At 63.1% G+C, this 15,666-nt stretch carries 14 protein-coding genes; 5 read left to right on the top strand and 9 right to left on the bottom strand.

Annotated features, from left to right (window positions below; genetic code table 11):
* From KBT70_RS00430 to KBT70_RS00410, 5 genes are all read left to right on the top strand, one after another.
* On the top strand, positions 1–959 hold a 959-nt coding region (locus KBT70_RS00430), incomplete at its 5' end, for a branched-chain amino acid ABC transporter permease (RefSeq protein ID WP_296627461.1).
* Positions 956–1,705, top strand: coding sequence for an ABC transporter ATP-binding protein (locus KBT70_RS00425; protein WP_037240508.1), 750 nt, complete (start codon positions 956–958; stop codon positions 1,703–1,705). The genes KBT70_RS00430 and KBT70_RS00425, both read left to right, overlap by 4 nt.
* Positions 1,705–2,385: an ATP-binding cassette domain-containing protein gene (locus tag KBT70_RS00420; protein ID WP_296627453.1), complete on the top strand. Its 681-nt coding sequence runs from the start codon at positions 1,705–1,707 to the stop codon at positions 2,383–2,385. The genes KBT70_RS00425 and KBT70_RS00420 overlap by 1 nt, the downstream gene beginning before the upstream one ends.
* On the top strand, positions 2,382–3,848 hold the full coding sequence (locus tag KBT70_RS00415; RefSeq protein WP_296627450.1) for an aldehyde dehydrogenase family protein: 1,467 nt from the start codon (positions 2,382–2,384) through the stop codon (positions 3,846–3,848). Before KBT70_RS00420 ends, KBT70_RS00415 begins: the two co-directional genes overlap by 4 nt.
* 42 nt (positions 3,849–3,890) lie before the next feature.
* Positions 3,891–4,640 (top strand): SDR family oxidoreductase, encoded by a 750-nt coding sequence (locus KBT70_RS00410; protein ID WP_296627447.1) that lies wholly within the window; start codon positions 3,891–3,893, stop codon positions 4,638–4,640.
* Between the two features lie 302 nt (positions 4,641–4,942).
* On the opposite strand, the gene KBT70_RS00405 is transcribed toward KBT70_RS00410, so the two are convergent.
* From KBT70_RS00405 to KBT70_RS00365, 9 genes are all read right to left on the bottom strand, one after another.
* Positions 4,943–6,448 (bottom strand): fumarate hydratase, encoded by a 1,506-nt coding sequence (locus KBT70_RS00405; protein WP_296627444.1) that lies wholly within the window; start codon positions 6,446–6,448, stop codon positions 4,943–4,945.
* A complete protein-coding gene (locus KBT70_RS00400; RefSeq protein ID WP_296627442.1) occupies positions 6,445–7,254 on the bottom strand; it encodes a CoA ester lyase in 810 nt (269 codons plus the stop codon). Before KBT70_RS00400 ends, KBT70_RS00405 begins: the two co-directional genes overlap by 4 nt.
* 44 nt (positions 7,255–7,298) lie before the next feature.
* Complete coding sequence (locus KBT70_RS00395) at positions 7,299–7,751, bottom strand: thioesterase family protein (RefSeq protein WP_296627440.1); 453 nt, start codon at positions 7,749–7,751, stop codon at positions 7,299–7,301.
* Between the two features lie 182 nt (positions 7,752–7,933).
* The gene (locus KBT70_RS00390) at positions 7,934–8,962 is read right to left on the bottom strand and encodes an extracellular solute-binding protein (protein ID WP_296627438.1); all 1,029 of its coding nucleotides are present in this window, start codon (positions 8,960–8,962) and stop codon (positions 7,934–7,936) included.
* Positions 8,963–8,991: 29 nt separating this feature from the next.
* A complete protein-coding gene (locus tag KBT70_RS00385; protein WP_296627435.1) occupies positions 8,992–9,795 on the bottom strand; it encodes an ABC transporter permease in 804 nt (267 codons plus the stop codon).
* On the bottom strand, positions 9,782–10,684 hold the full coding sequence (locus tag KBT70_RS00380; RefSeq protein WP_296627433.1) for an ABC transporter permease: 903 nt from the start codon (positions 10,682–10,684) through the stop codon (positions 9,782–9,784). The genes KBT70_RS00385 and KBT70_RS00380 overlap by 14 nt, the downstream gene beginning before the upstream one ends.
* Before the next feature lie 2 nt (positions 10,685–10,686).
* Positions 10,687–11,793: an ABC transporter ATP-binding protein gene (locus KBT70_RS00375; RefSeq protein ID WP_296627431.1), complete on the bottom strand. Its 1,107-nt coding sequence runs from the start codon at positions 11,791–11,793 to the stop codon at positions 10,687–10,689.
* A gap of 76 nt (positions 11,794–11,869) precedes the next feature.
* Entirely contained in the window at positions 11,870–13,519 is a 1,650-nt protein-coding gene (locus tag KBT70_RS00370; RefSeq protein ID WP_296627428.1) for an amidohydrolase, read from the bottom strand.
* 89 nt (positions 13,520–13,608) lie between these two features.
* On the bottom strand, positions 13,609–15,573 hold the full coding sequence (locus KBT70_RS00365) for a transketolase (RefSeq protein ID WP_296627426.1): 1,965 nt from the start codon (positions 15,571–15,573) through the stop codon (positions 13,609–13,611).
* Positions 15,574–15,666 lie beyond the last annotated feature (93 nt).

The raw sequence follows: 15,666 nt of genomic DNA, 5'->3' as shown, positions 1-15,666 counted from the left end.
TTTCATGGCTCTGGATCATCGGCGTTGCGGCGATTGCCGTCGTGCCCTTCATGGTGCCGTCGATGCAACTTCTGGTCAATTTCGCGATGGCCAAGGGGCTTGCGGTGCTGGGCGTGACGGTTCTCTTGCGGGCCGGGCAGGTGTCCTTTGGCCATGCGCTCTACTTCGGGATTGCGGCCTATGCCGGGGCTTTCCTGATAACGGCGCTGCCTGCGACCGATTTTGTCGTCATCCTGCTTGTCGGGGTGCTTGGGGCCTTGGCCGCCGGCCTCTTTGTCGGGCTTTTCGTGGTCCGCTATCGCGGCATCTTCTTTGGTATGCTCAATCTGGCGTTCTCGATGATCTTCTGGTCGATCCTCGAGAAATTCTACCACCTGACCGGCGGGGCGGATGGCCTGCGCTTTACCCGCCCGACGGTTCTGGGGCAGGCCCTTGATCATACAGAGTTCAACCTCGTGCTCTATTACACCGTGCTGGTGCTGGTTCTGGCGCTGGGGTGGTTCACGCATCGCTGGTTCGCCTCCCCCGTGGGGCAGCTCTTTCAGACCATCAAGACCAATGAGACCCGCCTCGAATACTTGGGCATTTCCCCCAAACGCGCGTTCCTGTCAGGCTATCTCCTGTCAGCAGCACTCTGCGGCGTTGGCGGGGTGATGATGGGCATGGCCCAAGGGGTCGTGACGCCGGAATATGTCTGGTGGGTGCGCTCGGCGGAAATGGTATTCATCGCCGTGCTGGGCGGGGCCGGATCGGTCCAGGGGGCCTTTCTCGGCGCTCTGATCTACGAGGTGGTGCGCACCTATGCCTCGGTCTATGCCGGTGATGTCTGGCAAATGATCCTCGGGAGCTTCTTGCTCATCATCATCCTCTTTGCCCCCGGTGGCCTGATCGGCATCCTCGGTGCGGCCTTCAAGCGCGACACGACCCGCCCATCCGCCAAGACAGGAGACCGCAAATGAACGAGGTTCTTCTGGAAACCCGCAACCTGACGATCAAGTTCGGCGGGGTCACGGCGGCGGATAATGTCTCTCTGACAATCCATGCCGGGAAAAATCTGGCGATCATCGGGCCCAATGGCGCGGGCAAGACGACGTTTCTCAACATCTGCACCGGCTGGCTCAAGCCGCAACGAGGGCAGGTCCTGTTCGAGGGACAGGACATCACGCCGCTGCCCCCGCGCAAGATCGTGGACCGTGGCGTCGCGCGCGCCTTTCAGATCCCGCAACTCTTCACCGAACACACCGCACTGGAAAACCTGCTCATCGCCGTGTCGGCGCGCCAGAAATTGCGCAATCCGCTGGTCAATATGCACGCCATCCCCGAGCGCGCCGAAATGGTGCACCTGCTCGATATGGTGGGCTGTGCCGATGTCGCCGATGTGCTGGTGGTGGAACTGCCCGAGGGTCAGCGCAAGCTGATCGACATTGCCGTGGCCTTGGCGCTCAAACCCCGCCTGCTCTTGATGGACGAACCGACCTCTGGCGTGGCCTCCTCCGAGAAACATGCGATCATGGAAATCCTGATCGGCGCGTTGAAAGAGGCGAACGTCACCTCCGTCTTTGTCGAGCATGACATGGGCATCGTCGAGAAATACGCTGATGAAGTGGCCGTCTGGAACAGTGGCAATGTCCAGTTGCGCGGCACGCCCGCCGAGATTCTGGAACATCCCGACGTGATCCGCGACGTGATCGGAGAGGTGGTCTGATGCTGGAACTGCGCCAAGTCAACGCGTCCATCGGGATCATCCCGATCCTGCGCAATCTGAACTTTCGCATCGGAGCCGCCGAAACGGTGGCCTTGATCGGGCGCAACGGGGCGGGCAAGACAACGCTCCTGCGCACCATCATGGGCTTCACCACCGCCAGCGGCGAGATCCTGTTCGAGGGCCACCCCATCACCGCTCTGCACCCGCCCAAGCGTCCCGGCCTCGGGATCGGCTACGCCCCCGAGGACCGGCGGCTCTTCTCGGCCTTCACCATCGAGGAAAATATCCTCTTGCCCGCACAGGCCGCGCGGCTGGACAAGGCCGAGACCAAGCGCCGCCTCGACCGCGCCTATACCGTCCTGCCCGAATTGCGGGATCTGGCCACGCGCCCCGGCGGCACCGTATCGGGCGGCCAAGGCAAGATGGTGGCGCTGGCGCGCGCCCTCATGCTGGGCACCAAGCTCATCATGCTCGACGAGCCGTTTCAGGGCCTCGCCCCGGCCTTGGCCCTGCGCTACGCCGAGGCATTGCGGACCTTGCGCGATACGGATCGTTCCATCACGCTCATCATCACCGAATCCAACCCCTCCTTGCTGCGCGGCTTTGCAGATCGGACGCTCGTGATCGAGCGGGGCGAGGTCGCCGAGGGCTCTCTTGAACCGGAAGGAACCAAGACATGAAAGACACTGATCTGATGGCCAAGCTGGTCATTCCGCAGCCTCTGAACCTGATTGGCAACGCGTGGGTTCCCGCACTCTCGGGCAAGGTGATGGACGTGCTGTCGCCGATAGACGGGCTGCCCTTTGCCCAGATCGCCGACAGCGACGCCGCCGATATCGACGCGGCAGTCGCGGCGGCGCGCGCGGCGTTTGACGGCGGCGCGTGGTCCAGACTGACCGCCGCAGAGCGCGGCCGCCTGATGATCCGCCTCTCCGAGCGTATCCTTGAAAACGTCGAGCCTCTGGCGCAACTCGAGCGGCGCGACAACGGCAAGCCGATTGCGCAGGCCCGCGCCGACATGAAAGTCACCGCACGCTATTTCGAGTTTTACGGCGGGGCGGCGGACAAGGTGCATGGTGAAATCGTGCCCTTTCTCAACGGCTATAATGTCGAGGTCCACCGCGAACCCCATGGCGTGACCGGCCATATCATCCCGTGGAATTACCCCGCGCAAATGTTCGGCCGTTCGGTCGCTCCGGCGCTCGCCATGGGCAATGCCACGGTCCTGAAACCCGCCGAAGACGCCTGCCTCAGCGCGCTTCGGATTGCGGAACTGGCGCTCGACGTGGGCTTTCCCCCCGGTGCCATCAATATCGTCACCGGACGCGGGGCTGTGGCGGGTCAGGCGCTGGCCGATCACAAGGGCATCGACTTCATCTCCTTCACCGGCTCCCCCGAGGTGGGCGTGATCATCCAGACCGCCGCGGCCCGGAATTTCATCGGCTGCACGCTGGAACTGGGGGGCAAATCCCCGCAGATCGTGTTCGACGATGCCGATCTTGACGCGGCCATGCCATTCCTCGTCAACGCCGTGATCCAGAACGGCGGGCAGACCTGTTCGGCGGGCACCCGCGTGCTCTTGCAGCGCGGCATCTACGACCGCGCCGTGGCCGAGTTGACCGCCCGGTTCAGCGCCGTCGCCGCCTCGGATTCCGGCGAGGATGCGGTGCTTGGGCCGCTGATTTCCGCCAAACAGAAAAAGCGGGTCGAGACCTATATCGCCGAGGCCGACGCGCCCCTGATGGCCCGTGGCAGCATCCGTCCCGATGCCCCCGAAGGCGGCTACTATGTGGCCCCCGCCGTGTTCGGCCCCTGCGACCCCAAGGCGCGGATCGCCCAGGAAGAGGTGTTCGGCCCCGTGCTCTGCATCATCCCGTTCGAGGATGAGGCCGAGGCGATCTCGATTGCCAATGGCACCGAATACGGCCTTGTCGCCTCGGTCTGGACCCGCGATGGCGGCCGCCAAAAGCGGGTGGCCAAGGCGATGCGCTGTGGTCAGGTGTTTATCAACGGCTATGGCGCGGGCGGCGGTGTGGAATTGCCCTTTGGCGGTATCCGCAAGTCTGGCCATGGGCGCGAAAAGGGCTTCGCCGCCCTGCTCGAGTTCTCGCATATCAAGACGATCATCAACAATCACGGCTAGGCCCTGCTGCGGGCGGCAACGACCAGACCAAAGGAACGCAAGATGAGACTGCAAGGAAAACGAACCCTCGTGACCGGGGCCGCTTCGGGCTTTGGCAAAGGGATAGCCGAGGCCTATATCCGCGAAGGCGCCAAGGTGGCGGTGGTCGATATGAACGAGGCCGGCGCGCGCGCCGTGGCCGAGGCGCTGGGCGAGAATGCCATCGCCGTGACCTGCGATGTGTCCAAGGGCGATCAGGTTCAGGCGGCGGTTGACGCGACCGTCGCGGCCTTTGGCGGGCTCGACATCGTGGTCAACAATGCCGGTTGGACCAATCCCAACAGCCCACTGATGGACACCGACGAGGCGACCTTTCGCAAGATTTACGACATCAACGTGCTGTCGATCTTTCACATGACCAAGACCTGCGTGCCGCTCTGGCGCGCCGCCGGGGGCGGGGTGATGCTCAACATCGGCTCGACTGCGGGCATCCGCCCGCGCCCCGGTCTGACCTGGTATAACTCGTCCAAGGGGGCCGTGAACCTGATGACGCGCTCGCTCGCGGTGGAACTCGCCCCCGACAAGATCCGCGTCTGCTGCATCGCCCCGGTGATGGGGGCGACAGGCCTGCTCGAGCAGTTCATGGGCATGCCCGACACACCCGAAAACCGCGCCCGCTTCATCTCCACGATCCCCATGGGCCGCCTGTCAGAGGCGCGCGACATCGCCAATGCCGCCCTCTACCTCGCGTCCGACGAGGCGGATTTCATCACCGGCGTGGTGCTGGAGGTCGATGGCGGCCGCACGATCTAGAGCGGTCTTCGGAAACAGGACGAAGAGACGCGATATGGCCTGAAGGGGACCTTGACCCAAATTGGTGAGCCGCGTGGGGCCCGTCCGCCGGGTGGGCGCTGCAACCTTATCGGCTGGCACTTTATGCCTGCAAAATACTTTCGCGTTATCAGTGTGTTGAGACCTCGCAAAAGCGCCCGCCCGAGGGGGCGGACGGGCGCTGCGCGGCGGCGCTACGCGCCTTGATTCCGCGCATATGTGCTGGCGGCCAATGTCCTCTCTAGGCCAAAAGCACCGGATGCGTGCACCGGCCCCTGATCCTTTCACTTCACCAGTTGCGGCACCCGCGCCCATTGCTTCGGCCCGCTATTGTGAATCGACGCCCCTTTGGTATCGACCGCCACGGTCACGGGCATGTCCTTGACCTCGATCTCATAGATCGCCTCCATCCCGAGATCCTGATAGGCGACAGGCTGCGCGCGCTTGATCGCCTTGGACACAAGATAGGCCGCACCCCCCACCGCAATCAGATAGACCGCCCCATGCTGGCGGATGGCCTCAATCGCCGCAGGTCCGCGCTCGGCCTTGCCGATCATCACCTTGAGCCCCGAGGCCGCGAGCAGCGGCCCGGTGAACTTGTCCATCCGGGTCGAGGTTGTCGGGCCCGCCGGTCCGATCACCTCATCGCGCACGGCATCCACGGGGCCCACATAATAAATCGCGCGCCCCTTCAGATCGACCGGCAGCGGCTTGCCCTGATCCAGCTCTTCGAGCATCCGGCGATGCGCGGCGTCCCGCCCCGTATAGAGCCGGCCAGACAAGAGCAGCGTATCGCCGGGGCTGAGAGAGGCCAGAACATCGTCATCCAGCGCATCCAGATCAATCCGCCGCCCCGTGACGCCCCCGTCCTCAAGATCCGGCCAAAGTGACAGATCAGGCGGGGTAAACTCCGCCGCACCGCTGCCATCCAACGTGAAATGCACATGGCGGGTTGCGGCGCAATTGGGGATCAGCGCCACAGGCAAGGACGCGGCATGGGTCGGAAAACTCCGCAGCTTGACATCCAGCACCGTGATCAGACCACCCAACCCCTGCGCCCCAAGCCCTAGAGCGTTGATCCGCTCGTAGAGCTCCAGCCGCAGCGCCTCTTCGGCGGTTTGCGCACCGCGCGCCCGCAATTCGGTGATGTCGATGGGATCGTTCAGCGCTTGCTTGGCCATCGCCATCGCCTTGTCGACGCTGCCGCCCACCCCAAGGCCGATCAACCCCGGCGGGCACCATCCCGCCCCCAACTTGGCCACCGTATCCACCACCCAATCCGCCACCGAATCCGACGGGTTGAGCACGGTGAACTTGGTCTTGTTCTCAGACCCGCCGCCCTTGGCCGACACCGTGACAGAAACCGTGTTCCCCGCCACCAATTCGGTCTGGATCATCGCGGGCGTGTTGTCGCGCGTGTTGCGCCGCGCCCCCAGCGGGTCCGCGACAATCGAGGCGCGCAGCGGATTGGCGGCAAAGGCATAGGCGCGCCGTGTCGCCTCGTCGATCATCTCTTGCGGCGCGCGATGCCAGTCAATCGGCGCCTCAACCCCCACTTCGAGCAGGACATTGACGCTGCCAGTGTCCTGACAGAGCGGCCGCTTGTCCATCGCGGACATGCGCGAGTTGACCAGAATTTGCCGGATCGCATTGCGGGCGGATTGGCTTTCTTCGGCCTCATAGGCGCGAGCCATCGCGGTGATGAAATCCGGGGTGTGGTAATACGAGATATATTGCAGCGCCTCCGCGACACTGTCGATCAGATCCGCCTCGGTAATCTTGCCGCTCATGCCACACCTCCCGCACGTGCAATGATCTGTTGTGCGCGTTTGACCACCGGCGCGTCAATCATCTGGCCGTCCAGTTTGATCGCCGCCCCGGTTTCCGACGCCGAGGCCACAACGCGCCGCGCCCAGTCCAGCTCCGCCTCACTGGGGGCAAATCCGCGCCGCGCCGGGGCGATTTGCGCCGGGTGAATGATCAGCTTGCCGCCAAACCCCATCTCGACGCTGTGCTGGCAATCGCTGACGATCATGGCCTCGTCCGTGATGCTTTGAGTGACGCCATCCCAAGGGGCCGGGCGCTGGGCGAGGCGCGAGGCCAGCACCAGTTCCGCGCGCGCGTGCAACAAGGCCTCGCGGGTATGCGCGATCCCCAAATCTGCGGCATAATCAATCGAGCCAAAGGCCAGCCGGACACAGGCGCGCGCCACGCTCTCGGCACGGCGCAGCCCAAGGGCGGTTTCGATAAGGCCGATCACCGGCAGGCCCGTCCGCGCGGCGAGGGCGGCACAGGTCTCCGCATCCTCGGCCTTGGGCAGGATCAGCCCATCTATCGGCAGCCCGCCAAGAGCCGCCACATCCTCCGCGTAAAACGCGCTGTCAGCCGCGTTGAGGCGCACAAGCACCGGCACTTGGCCGGGCACGTGCGCGGGCAAGTCGCGCAGCGCGGCTCGGGCGCTTGCCTTGTCCTCTTCGGCGACCGCATCTTCGAGGTCGAGCAGAATGGCATCCGCACCCGCGGCCTGCGCCTTGGCAAGGCGGTCCAACCGCGTGGCGGGCAGGAATAGTGGAAGAGCAATCTGACTGAGCGGCATATCTGGTCCTTGCGCAAGGCTTGGGCAATGAAAGAGGGGGGCGGTCAGCCGTCGGCGTCAGGCACCACCAATGGGTCGAGCAGCACACGCATGTTTTCGGGGATGGGCACAGGACGGCTTGTCTCGCGGTCGACATAGACATGCACGAAACGCCCCTGCGCCGCCGCAAGCTCTGCCCCGGACTGAAAGATCGCCAATTCATAGGTGACGCTGCTCGTGCCAAGCCGCGCCACGCGCAATCCGACCTCGATGGCCTCGGGAAAGGCAATCGGGCTGAAATAATGGCACTCGCTATGCGCCACCAACCCGGTCACGGTGCTGCGTCGGATATCCAGAACGCCACCCCGGATCAGGTATTCGTTCACCGCCGTGTCGAAGAACGAATAATAGGCCACGTTATTGACATGCAGATAGGCGTCATTGTCCATCCAGCGGGTGCTGATCGGGCAGAAATGCGCATAGCTGGCGCGCGGATGTGGGAGGGGGCGATGGCTCATGCTGGCTTGGGTCCGATGCTCAATACTCTCGCCGCTTTGGCTCGCGGACTGAGCACCAGACCACCATGGAACGCGCCCTCTGTCCAGTCGGGAACCTATCAGCTTCCCCTATGACCGGCCTTGCCTGACGCTCTGGCCTGCGGGCGCACCCCGCTGGGATAACAGGATGCGCCCGACCTTGATTACTGCAACACCTCGGTCCAGATCTGCGATTGCAGATCGTTCACCTCTTGCGAACAGGCGGGGCTGAACTTGCCCGCCGCCGCCAGTTCCGGGGCAACCACGATTTCAGGGGCTGCGCGCATCACCTCATCCATGAATTCCTCCGACCCGGTCACACCATTGGCGTAGCGCGCAAAGTTCGAGATCATCGCGGCATTCTCCGGCTCCAGAATGAAATTGATGAACTTCATCGCATTTTCCGGGTTCTGGGCATCGGCCAGCACGGTCGCACTATCCATCCAGATCGGATAGCCGGTTTTGGGATAGCCATAGGCAAGGTCCGCGTTTTGCAGCCGCGCCCGCATCGTCGCCCCGTTCCAGTATATCCCGGCCGAAAAATCGCCCGCGACATGGGCATCGACCGTGCCATAATCCAGCGCCTTCCAATGCGTCTTGGCCTCGACCAGCGTGTCCCGCACCTTGCGCATCACCTCCATATCCGTGGTGCAGGGCTCGCCGCCGGAATAGTAAATGGCAATGGCCATCACATCGGACATTTCGGGAATGACGTTGATCTTGCCCTTGAGCGCGTCCGGCGGGCTAAAGATGAGACCCGCATCGTTGATGTCACCATCATAGACGCTTGTGTTCACGATCACACCGGTCGTGCCCCATTGCCACGGAACCGAATATTCGCGACCGGGGTCGAAATCGACATCCACCCACTCGGGCGCGATATTGCCGTGGTTGGTGACGATGGATTTGTCGAGCGGAACGATCAGCCCCTCGGAAATCCACGTCTGCATGTAAGAGTTCGAGGGCACCACAATATCAAATCCATGGCCCCCCTGACGGATACGGGCAAGCGCCGTGTCATTGCTGTCATAGTCCGTCACATTGACCTTGATGCCGGTCTCTGCCTCGAACTTGGTCAGCAACTCGGGGTTGGTATAATTGCCCCAGTTGTAGAGGTTCACCACACCTTCCGCGCTCGCGATGCTGGTGGTCGCCAATAGGGCGGTCAGGCCGGTTGCTATCAGTCTCTTCATTGGTCGTCTCCCTGTGGTTATGGTTACAGTTATCCCCTTTTCCGGGTGATCAGGAAAAACACACTGACCACCACAAGCGACAGCGCCAGAAACAGCGTGGCGATGGCGTTCATTTCCGGGGTGACGCTGCGGCGCAACTGGCCGAGCATATAGGTAGGCAGCGTGTCCTGCCCGGCAGATTTCACGAATTCGGTGATCACGACCGTGTCGAGCGACACCACAAACCCAAGCATGAAGCCCGCCACGATTCCGGGCACCAAGAGAGGCAGGGTGACATGGGTAAAGGTCTGCACCGGGGTCGCATAGAGATCGGCCGCCGCTGTCTCTAGCGTCAGATCCATGGTTTCGAGCCGCGCGCGAATGGGCAGATAGGCAAAGGGGATACAAAAGGCAGTATGCGCCGCCACCATATACCCCATGCCCGAATATCCCGTCTGCACCTTGAGAAAGGCCACAAAGATCAAGAGCGCGATGCCGGTCACGATCTCCGGCACCATCAGAGGTTGGTTGATCAGCGCATAAATCAGGGTCTGGCCGGGAAACCGGCCCACCCGCGTCGTGGCCAATGCCGCGAGGGTTGCCAGCACCGTGGCTATCCCCGCCGCGACCAGCGCCAGCCAGAGCGAGCGGATCGACACATCGACCACCTGCCTGTTGTTGAACGCCGCCTCATACCATTTCAGCGAGAACCCACTCCAAACCGCCTGCGATTGCGACTCGTTGAACGAAAAGATCACCAGAATGATGATGGGGAGGTAAAGCATCACCAGCGTGACAATGGCAACGAGGCCAAAGCCGGGCAGGGCGCGCACGTCGAACCTAGTGCCGGCCATCGCGCCCTCCTGTCTCGCGGGTGGTGATGCGCAGGTAGAAAATCAGCGCCACGACGACGATCACCAGCAGCACCATCGCCAAGGCTGACCCAAGCGGCCAGTTGCGCCCCTGACCGAATTGCAGGCCGATCAGATTGCCCATCATCATCGACCGGCCGCCGCCCAGCACGCGCGGGGTGACATAGGCACCGATGGACGGGATGAACACCAGAATGGACCCCGCAATGAACCCTGGTTTCACCAGCGGCAGGATCACATGCCACAAGACCTGCAAGCGACTGGCGTAGAGATCATACCCCGCTTCGACCAACCGGAAATCCAGCTTGTCCATCGCGGCATAGAGCGGCAGCACCATGAGGGGCAGAAAGACATAACTCATGCCGAGCAACACGGCGAAATCGGTATACATCAGGTCCACAGGTTCGCGGATCAGCCCCAGCCAGACCAGCACCGTGTTCACCGTGCCGGTGTTGCGGATCAACTCTTGTATCGCGAAAGTGCGGATCAAGAGGTTGGTCCAAAAGGGAACGGTGATCAGGAACAACCACACCATCCGCCGGTTGACAGGGCGTGTGGCAATAAACCACGCCGTTGGAAAGCCCAAGGCCGCGCAGATCAGTGTCGTCTGAAACGACAGCCACAGGGTACGTTGGAACACCGCCAGATGATCCGCATTGAGTGTGACAGTCTCGGGGTCGAAAATATCGCGCTTGAAGAACACCCGAAACCACGCCTCGGTCGAGAAATCCCACGCCACGCCCCCCATATTGCCGGGGCTGAGAACCGAGTAGACCGCCACGATCAAGAGCGGACCAGAGGCCGCAAGGATCAGCACCACAAGCGCCGGGCTCACGAGGATCCATTTCCAGCGGTGCGAGTCGCGTTTCATCCCTATCCCCGCAGAACTTGCAGCGCGCCGGGCATCAAGGCCAAGCCCACCCGCGCGCCGCGCGCTGGGTCCGCCTGTCCGACGGTGTTCTGACGCCGCACCGTAAAGCTCTGACTATCCTCAAGCGTCAGATGGATATGCGTGTCAGTGCCAAAGAACACCGACCCATCGACCGTCGCCGACAGATCACCCGTGCCCGCCTCAACCAGTTGCGCCTGTTCCGGGCGGATCACGGCGGAAACGGTCTCGCCTTTCGCGGGCAGCACCCCTTCCGCAATCCGCGCCGAAACCGTCCGGCCACCGGGCAGGACAAGCTCGGCGCAGCCCCCCGCGACCGCGCTCACCGTCAACGACAGGAAATTCGTCTCGCCGATGAAATCGGCCACGAACCGCTCTTTCGGGGCGTGGTAGATGTCATGCGGACTGCCAAGTTGCAGAATTCGGCCCTTGTTCATCACCGCAAGGCGGTCCGACATGGTCAGCGCCTCTTCCTGATCATGGGTCACAAAGACAAAGGTGATGCCGGTCTCCACCTGAAGACGCTTCAACTCGGTCTGCATTTCCTTGCGCAGCTTGAGGTCCAGCGCGCTCAGCGGTTCGTCGAGCAAGAGAACACGCGGCCTCGGGGCCAGGGCGCGGGCCAGTGCCACCCGCTGCTGCTGTCCGCCGGACAATTCGGCGGGCTTGCGCATGGCCATGGCCTCCATCTTGACCAGATGCAGCATCTCGGATGTGGTGGCGTCAATCTCGGACCGGGGGCGGCCCAGCATCTTGAGGCCAAAACCGATGTTCTGCGCCACGGTCATATGCGGAAATAGCGCGTAATTCTGAAACACCGTGTTCACCAGACGCCGGTTCGGGGCCTGCCCCACAACATCCTGCCCCTTGATCCGAAGCTGTCCGCTGCTGGGATGCTCAAATCCCGCGATCACCCGCAAAAGCGTGGTCTTGCCACAGCCAGAAGGGCCCAGAAGCGTGAAAAACTCTCCGGTGCGGATGGTCAGATCAATCTCGGTCAGGGCGTGAAACGCAGCCGCACCGAGGCCAAAGACCTTGCTGACCGCTTTGATTTCTATCTCGTTGCCGCTCTGTTGCGCACCGTCGGCCACTATGGCGTCCCCTTTTTCCTCATAGTCGAGCGCGTGTCGCCGAGTCGTTCAAGACATTTCCGCCTCTCAGGCCGGATTAGAGGTCCGCATCCCAAACGATCCGGCCGCCACAGATGGTTTTTTCAACATGCAGACCGGCGATCTGATCTGCGGGCACCGCCTCGATGTCGCCGGACAGAATCACCAGATCCGCAAGATAGCCGGGGCGCAGCATGCCTTTGCGGTCCTCGGTATGTTCGGCATAGGCCCCGCCGATGGTATAGGCGGCTAGGGCCTCGCGCAGCGTCACGCGCTCGTCCTGAGCGCCCTCATAGGGCTGCCGCGTCACCGCCGCCTGTATCGAGCGGAGCGGGTTCACATCGGCCACCGGCCAGTCAGACGCGAACACGATCCGCGCTCCGGCATCGCGCAGCGTGCGCGTCAGATAAGCATCGCGCCACCGGTCGCGCCCGATCTTGTCGAGGGTTGGAAACAGCGGGAAATCGAGGGACCCCGGCGGATGCGACGGCTGAACCGAGGCCACGATGCCCATTTCGGCAAACCGTGGAATATCGCTCCGGTCGATCAATTCGATATGTTCGATCCGATGCCTCGCGTCGCGCGCGCCATTGGCCGCGCGCGCGGCCTCATAGCCATCCAGCACACGGCGCACCGCCCCGTCCCCGATGGCATGGACCGCAATCTGAAGCCCGCGCCGGTCCGCCTCGATGCAGATCTCGGCAAAGCGGTCTGCCTCATGCAAGGGTTCACCGCGCCAGCCGGGTTGATCGGGATAATCGTTGAGCATCACCGCCGTGCCACTGTCCACGACCCCATCCATGAACATCTTGACGAACCCCGACGACAGCCAGTCATCGTTGTAATCGGTGCTCATGGCACTGGCCTTTGCAAGATCGGTGATCTTGTGATCATTGCGATAATGATAAGGCACCCGCACCCGCGCCGTCAGCTTGCCCTGACCCCGCAAGTGGTCCAGCACCTCGAGCGTGTAGCGGTTTCCGTCCATATTGACGAGGCTGGTAAACCCGTGGCGCGCGCAATGACGCAAACCGCGCTCCATCGCCGGTAAATCCGCCAGCATGTCCTCATGGCTCGGCTTTGGCACCGGGTCGGCCCCGGTGGCGATCCCTGCCATGATACGGTTCTCCCCGGCCAGCCGCAGCACCGGCGCCTTGGCCTCGAACTCGCGCAATTCGCCGGTGGCCACGCCGTTTTCCATCACGATCTCATTGCCCGGCCCCACAGCGGCGCCATAGAGGATACCGGCCTCCTTCAGCGCCATCGTATTGGCCCATGCCGTATGATGATCCGCCGCCAAGAGACAGACCGGGCGATCCGGCAGGATCGCATCAAGGTCATGCCGCGTCAGCGCGCGATCATAAATGCCGTAATCGCAGCCTTGACCGACGATCACCTTGCGGTTCGGATTGGCTGCGGCATAGGCCTGGATTGCCTCGGCCAACGCCTCCGGCCCCTTGACCCCAAGTAGCTGTAGATGCGCCAATTCAGAGCCGCCCATGAACAGATGCAGATGGCTCTCGATAAAGCCCGGCAGCACGCTCGCCCCTTTGGCATCAAGGACAGGACAGTCGGGACCCGCCATGGCACGGGCGGCCTCGCCAAGCGCGGCAATCCTGTCGCCTGCAAGCGCCACCGCATCAGTCTCGGGGGCCTCCGGGTCCATGGTCAGCCCGCGCGCGTTGATGATCAAGAGGGTGATAGTCATCTGGCACCTGCATCTCGTTGCGCCCCGACGGTAGCAGCGCGCGGAATGGCGGTCCATTCATTTGAGAGGCCGACAGGATGCCGTTCCGCTCACCCTGCCAATAGCCTGTCCGCCACTTGCAGGATGCGCTCCACGCTAATGCCGAAATGCGCATAGAGTGTCTCGGACCTGTCAGAGGCACCATAGCCCGACATGCCGATGAAGCAGTCCTGCGGGCGCAACCACCTGTCCCAGCCAAAGTCCATCGCCGCCTCGATCCCGATACGCGGTGCGGTGCCCAGCACGGCATCGCGATAGGCCCTGTCCTCGGCATTGAACAACTCCCAGCAAGGCATCGACACCACCGCCGCCTTGACGCCGCGCGCGTCAAGCGCCGCGCAGGCCTCGACCGCAAGCCCGACCTCGGTTCCGGTCGCCAAGAGTGTGAGATCCCGCGCGCCGTCCGCCTCGTGCAGCACATAGGCCCCGCGCGCGCTCAGGTTCTGACCCACCGCGCGCCGCACCTGTCTTGCGGGTTGCTTGGACAGCGCCAAAAGGCTCGGGCCATCCGTGGTGCGCAGCGCGATATCCCACGCCTCGGCGGTTTCCACCGCATCGGCAGGGCGAAAGACCCGCATGTTCGGCATGGCGCGGAAACTGGCCAGCACCTCGACCGGCTGGTGTGTCGGACCATTGCTGCCCACGCCGATACTATCATGGCTGAAGACGAAGAGCGCGGGCAAGCCCATCAGCGCGGCCATGCGCATCGCGGGGCGTTCATAATCGGCAAAGGCCAGATAGGTCACATTGACCGGGCGCAGACCGCCGTGGGCGGCAATCCCGTCGCACATCGACCCCATCAGATGCTCGCGCACACCGCAATGCACATAGCTGCCGCTGTGGTCGTCGGCGTTAAAGGCGATGCGCCCGCGTTTGTGGTTGGTCGGGGCCTCCAGATCGGCGCAAAGCACCGTCAACTCGGGCAGGGGCGCACTCAGCGCGGCGCAGACCTCGCCCGAGGTGGTGATCGTCGGGCGCGCTGCGGTGTTGGCGGCCTGATCCTGCGCGATCCGGGTTTGGGTCTGATCCCAATCCGACGGCAAGGCCCCCGCCACCCAGCGTTGAAACTCAACAACATCTGAATGCTGCGCAAGGCGGCTGGTCCAGTCGGCGCGCGCCACAGCCCCGCGCCTCATGGCCGTGTCCCAATCGGCGCGGATACTGTCGGGAATGTCGAACGGCGCATGGGGCCAGTGCATGACCGCGCGCGCCGCAACCGCATCCTCTGGCGTCAGCGGCGCGCTATGCCCGCCGCGCTGGCCCTCCAGCCGCGGAATACCGCGCGCGATGGTGGTCCGGCAGGCAATCAGCGACGGGCGCGGATCGGCCATCGCCGCCGCCATTGCCGCTGAAATCGCCTCGATGTCATGCCCGTCCACCTCGGTCACATGCCAGTTCGCGGCACGAAACCGCGCGGGCACATCCTCGGAAATCGACAGAGCCGTATCGCCATCATCGGTGATGTGATTGTCATCCCAGAGAAAGGTCAGCTTGCCCAAGCGCAAATGCCCCGCCAGCGAAATCGCCTCTTGTCCCACCCCCTCTTGCAAACAGCCATCCCCGACAAAGGCCCAGGTGCGGTGATCCACCAGCCCGCTGCCAAACCGCCCCGCCAGACGTGCCTCTGCCACGGCCATGCCAACGGCGCAGGCAATACCCTGCCCCAAGAGGCCGGTGGTGATCTCGATCCCCGCTGCCTGCTCGATCTCGGGATGCCCGGCGCACACCGACCCCAAACGGCGAAAGGATTTGAGCGCATCAGTGGTGACATGCGCATAGCCCGCAAGGTGCAGCAGCGCATAAAGCAGCATCGAGCCATGCCCATTGGACAGGATCACGCGGTCTCGGTCGGGCCAGAGCGGGTCTTTGGGATCGACCTTGAGGTGCCGCGCATAGAGCGTGGCCGCAATCTCTGCCATGCCAAGCGGCACGCCCTGATGTCCCTCACCGGCGTTCAGAATGGCATCAAGGGCGGTAAAGCGGATGGCGTTGGCCATGGAGGGAATATCGGTCATGCGGTCGGCCCATTGTCAGAATCCATCCTGTCCTAGCCGATCTTGGGGGCAATAGTTGTTTAGTTTTTCTAACGAGGTTTTGCATATTTCGCA

Origin of the sequence: Roseovarius sp. (genome assembly GCF_018066915.1) — a bacterium.
Taxonomy (GTDB): Bacteria; Pseudomonadota; Alphaproteobacteria; order Rhodobacterales; family Rhodobacteraceae; genus Roseovarius.
Note: the sequence above shows the minus strand (reverse complement) of the source record. Positions and strands in the feature narration are given on the sequence as shown.

Coding starts and splice junctions, on each gene's coding strand:
- KBT70_RS00415 (WP_296627450.1), top strand. CDS start 2,382: ATGAAAGACACTGATCTGATGGCCAAGCTGGTCATTCCGCAGCCTCTG.
- KBT70_RS00370 (WP_296627428.1), bottom strand. CDS start 13,519: ATGACTATCACCCTCTTGATCATCAACGCGCGCGGGCTGACCATGGAC.
- KBT70_RS00395 (WP_296627440.1), bottom strand. CDS start 7,751: ATGAGCCATCGCCCCCTCCCACATCCGCGCGCCAGCTATGCGCATTTC.
- KBT70_RS00425 (WP_037240508.1), top strand. CDS start 956: ATGAACGAGGTTCTTCTGGAAACCCGCAACCTGACGATCAAGTTCGGC.
- KBT70_RS00400 (WP_296627442.1), bottom strand. CDS start 7,254: ATGCCGCTCAGTCAGATTGCTCTTCCACTATTCCTGCCCGCCACGCGG.
- KBT70_RS00365 (WP_296627426.1), bottom strand. CDS start 15,573: ATGACCGATATTCCCTCCATGGCCAACGCCATCCGCTTTACCGCCCTT.
- KBT70_RS00380 (WP_296627433.1), bottom strand. CDS start 10,684: ATGAAACGCGACTCGCACCGCTGGAAATGGATCCTCGTGAGCCCGGCG.
- KBT70_RS00390 (WP_296627438.1), bottom strand. CDS start 8,962: ATGAAGAGACTGATAGCAACCGGCCTGACCGCCCTATTGGCGACCACC.
- KBT70_RS00410 (WP_296627447.1), top strand. CDS start 3,891: ATGAGACTGCAAGGAAAACGAACCCTCGTGACCGGGGCCGCTTCGGGC.
- KBT70_RS00405 (WP_296627444.1), bottom strand. CDS start 6,448: ATGAGCGGCAAGATTACCGAGGCGGATCTGATCGACAGTGTCGCGGAG.
- KBT70_RS00420 (WP_296627453.1), top strand. CDS start 1,705: ATGCTGGAACTGCGCCAAGTCAACGCGTCCATCGGGATCATCCCGATC.
- KBT70_RS00385 (WP_296627435.1), bottom strand. CDS start 9,795: ATGGCCGGCACTAGGTTCGACGTGCGCGCCCTGCCCGGCTTTGGCCTC.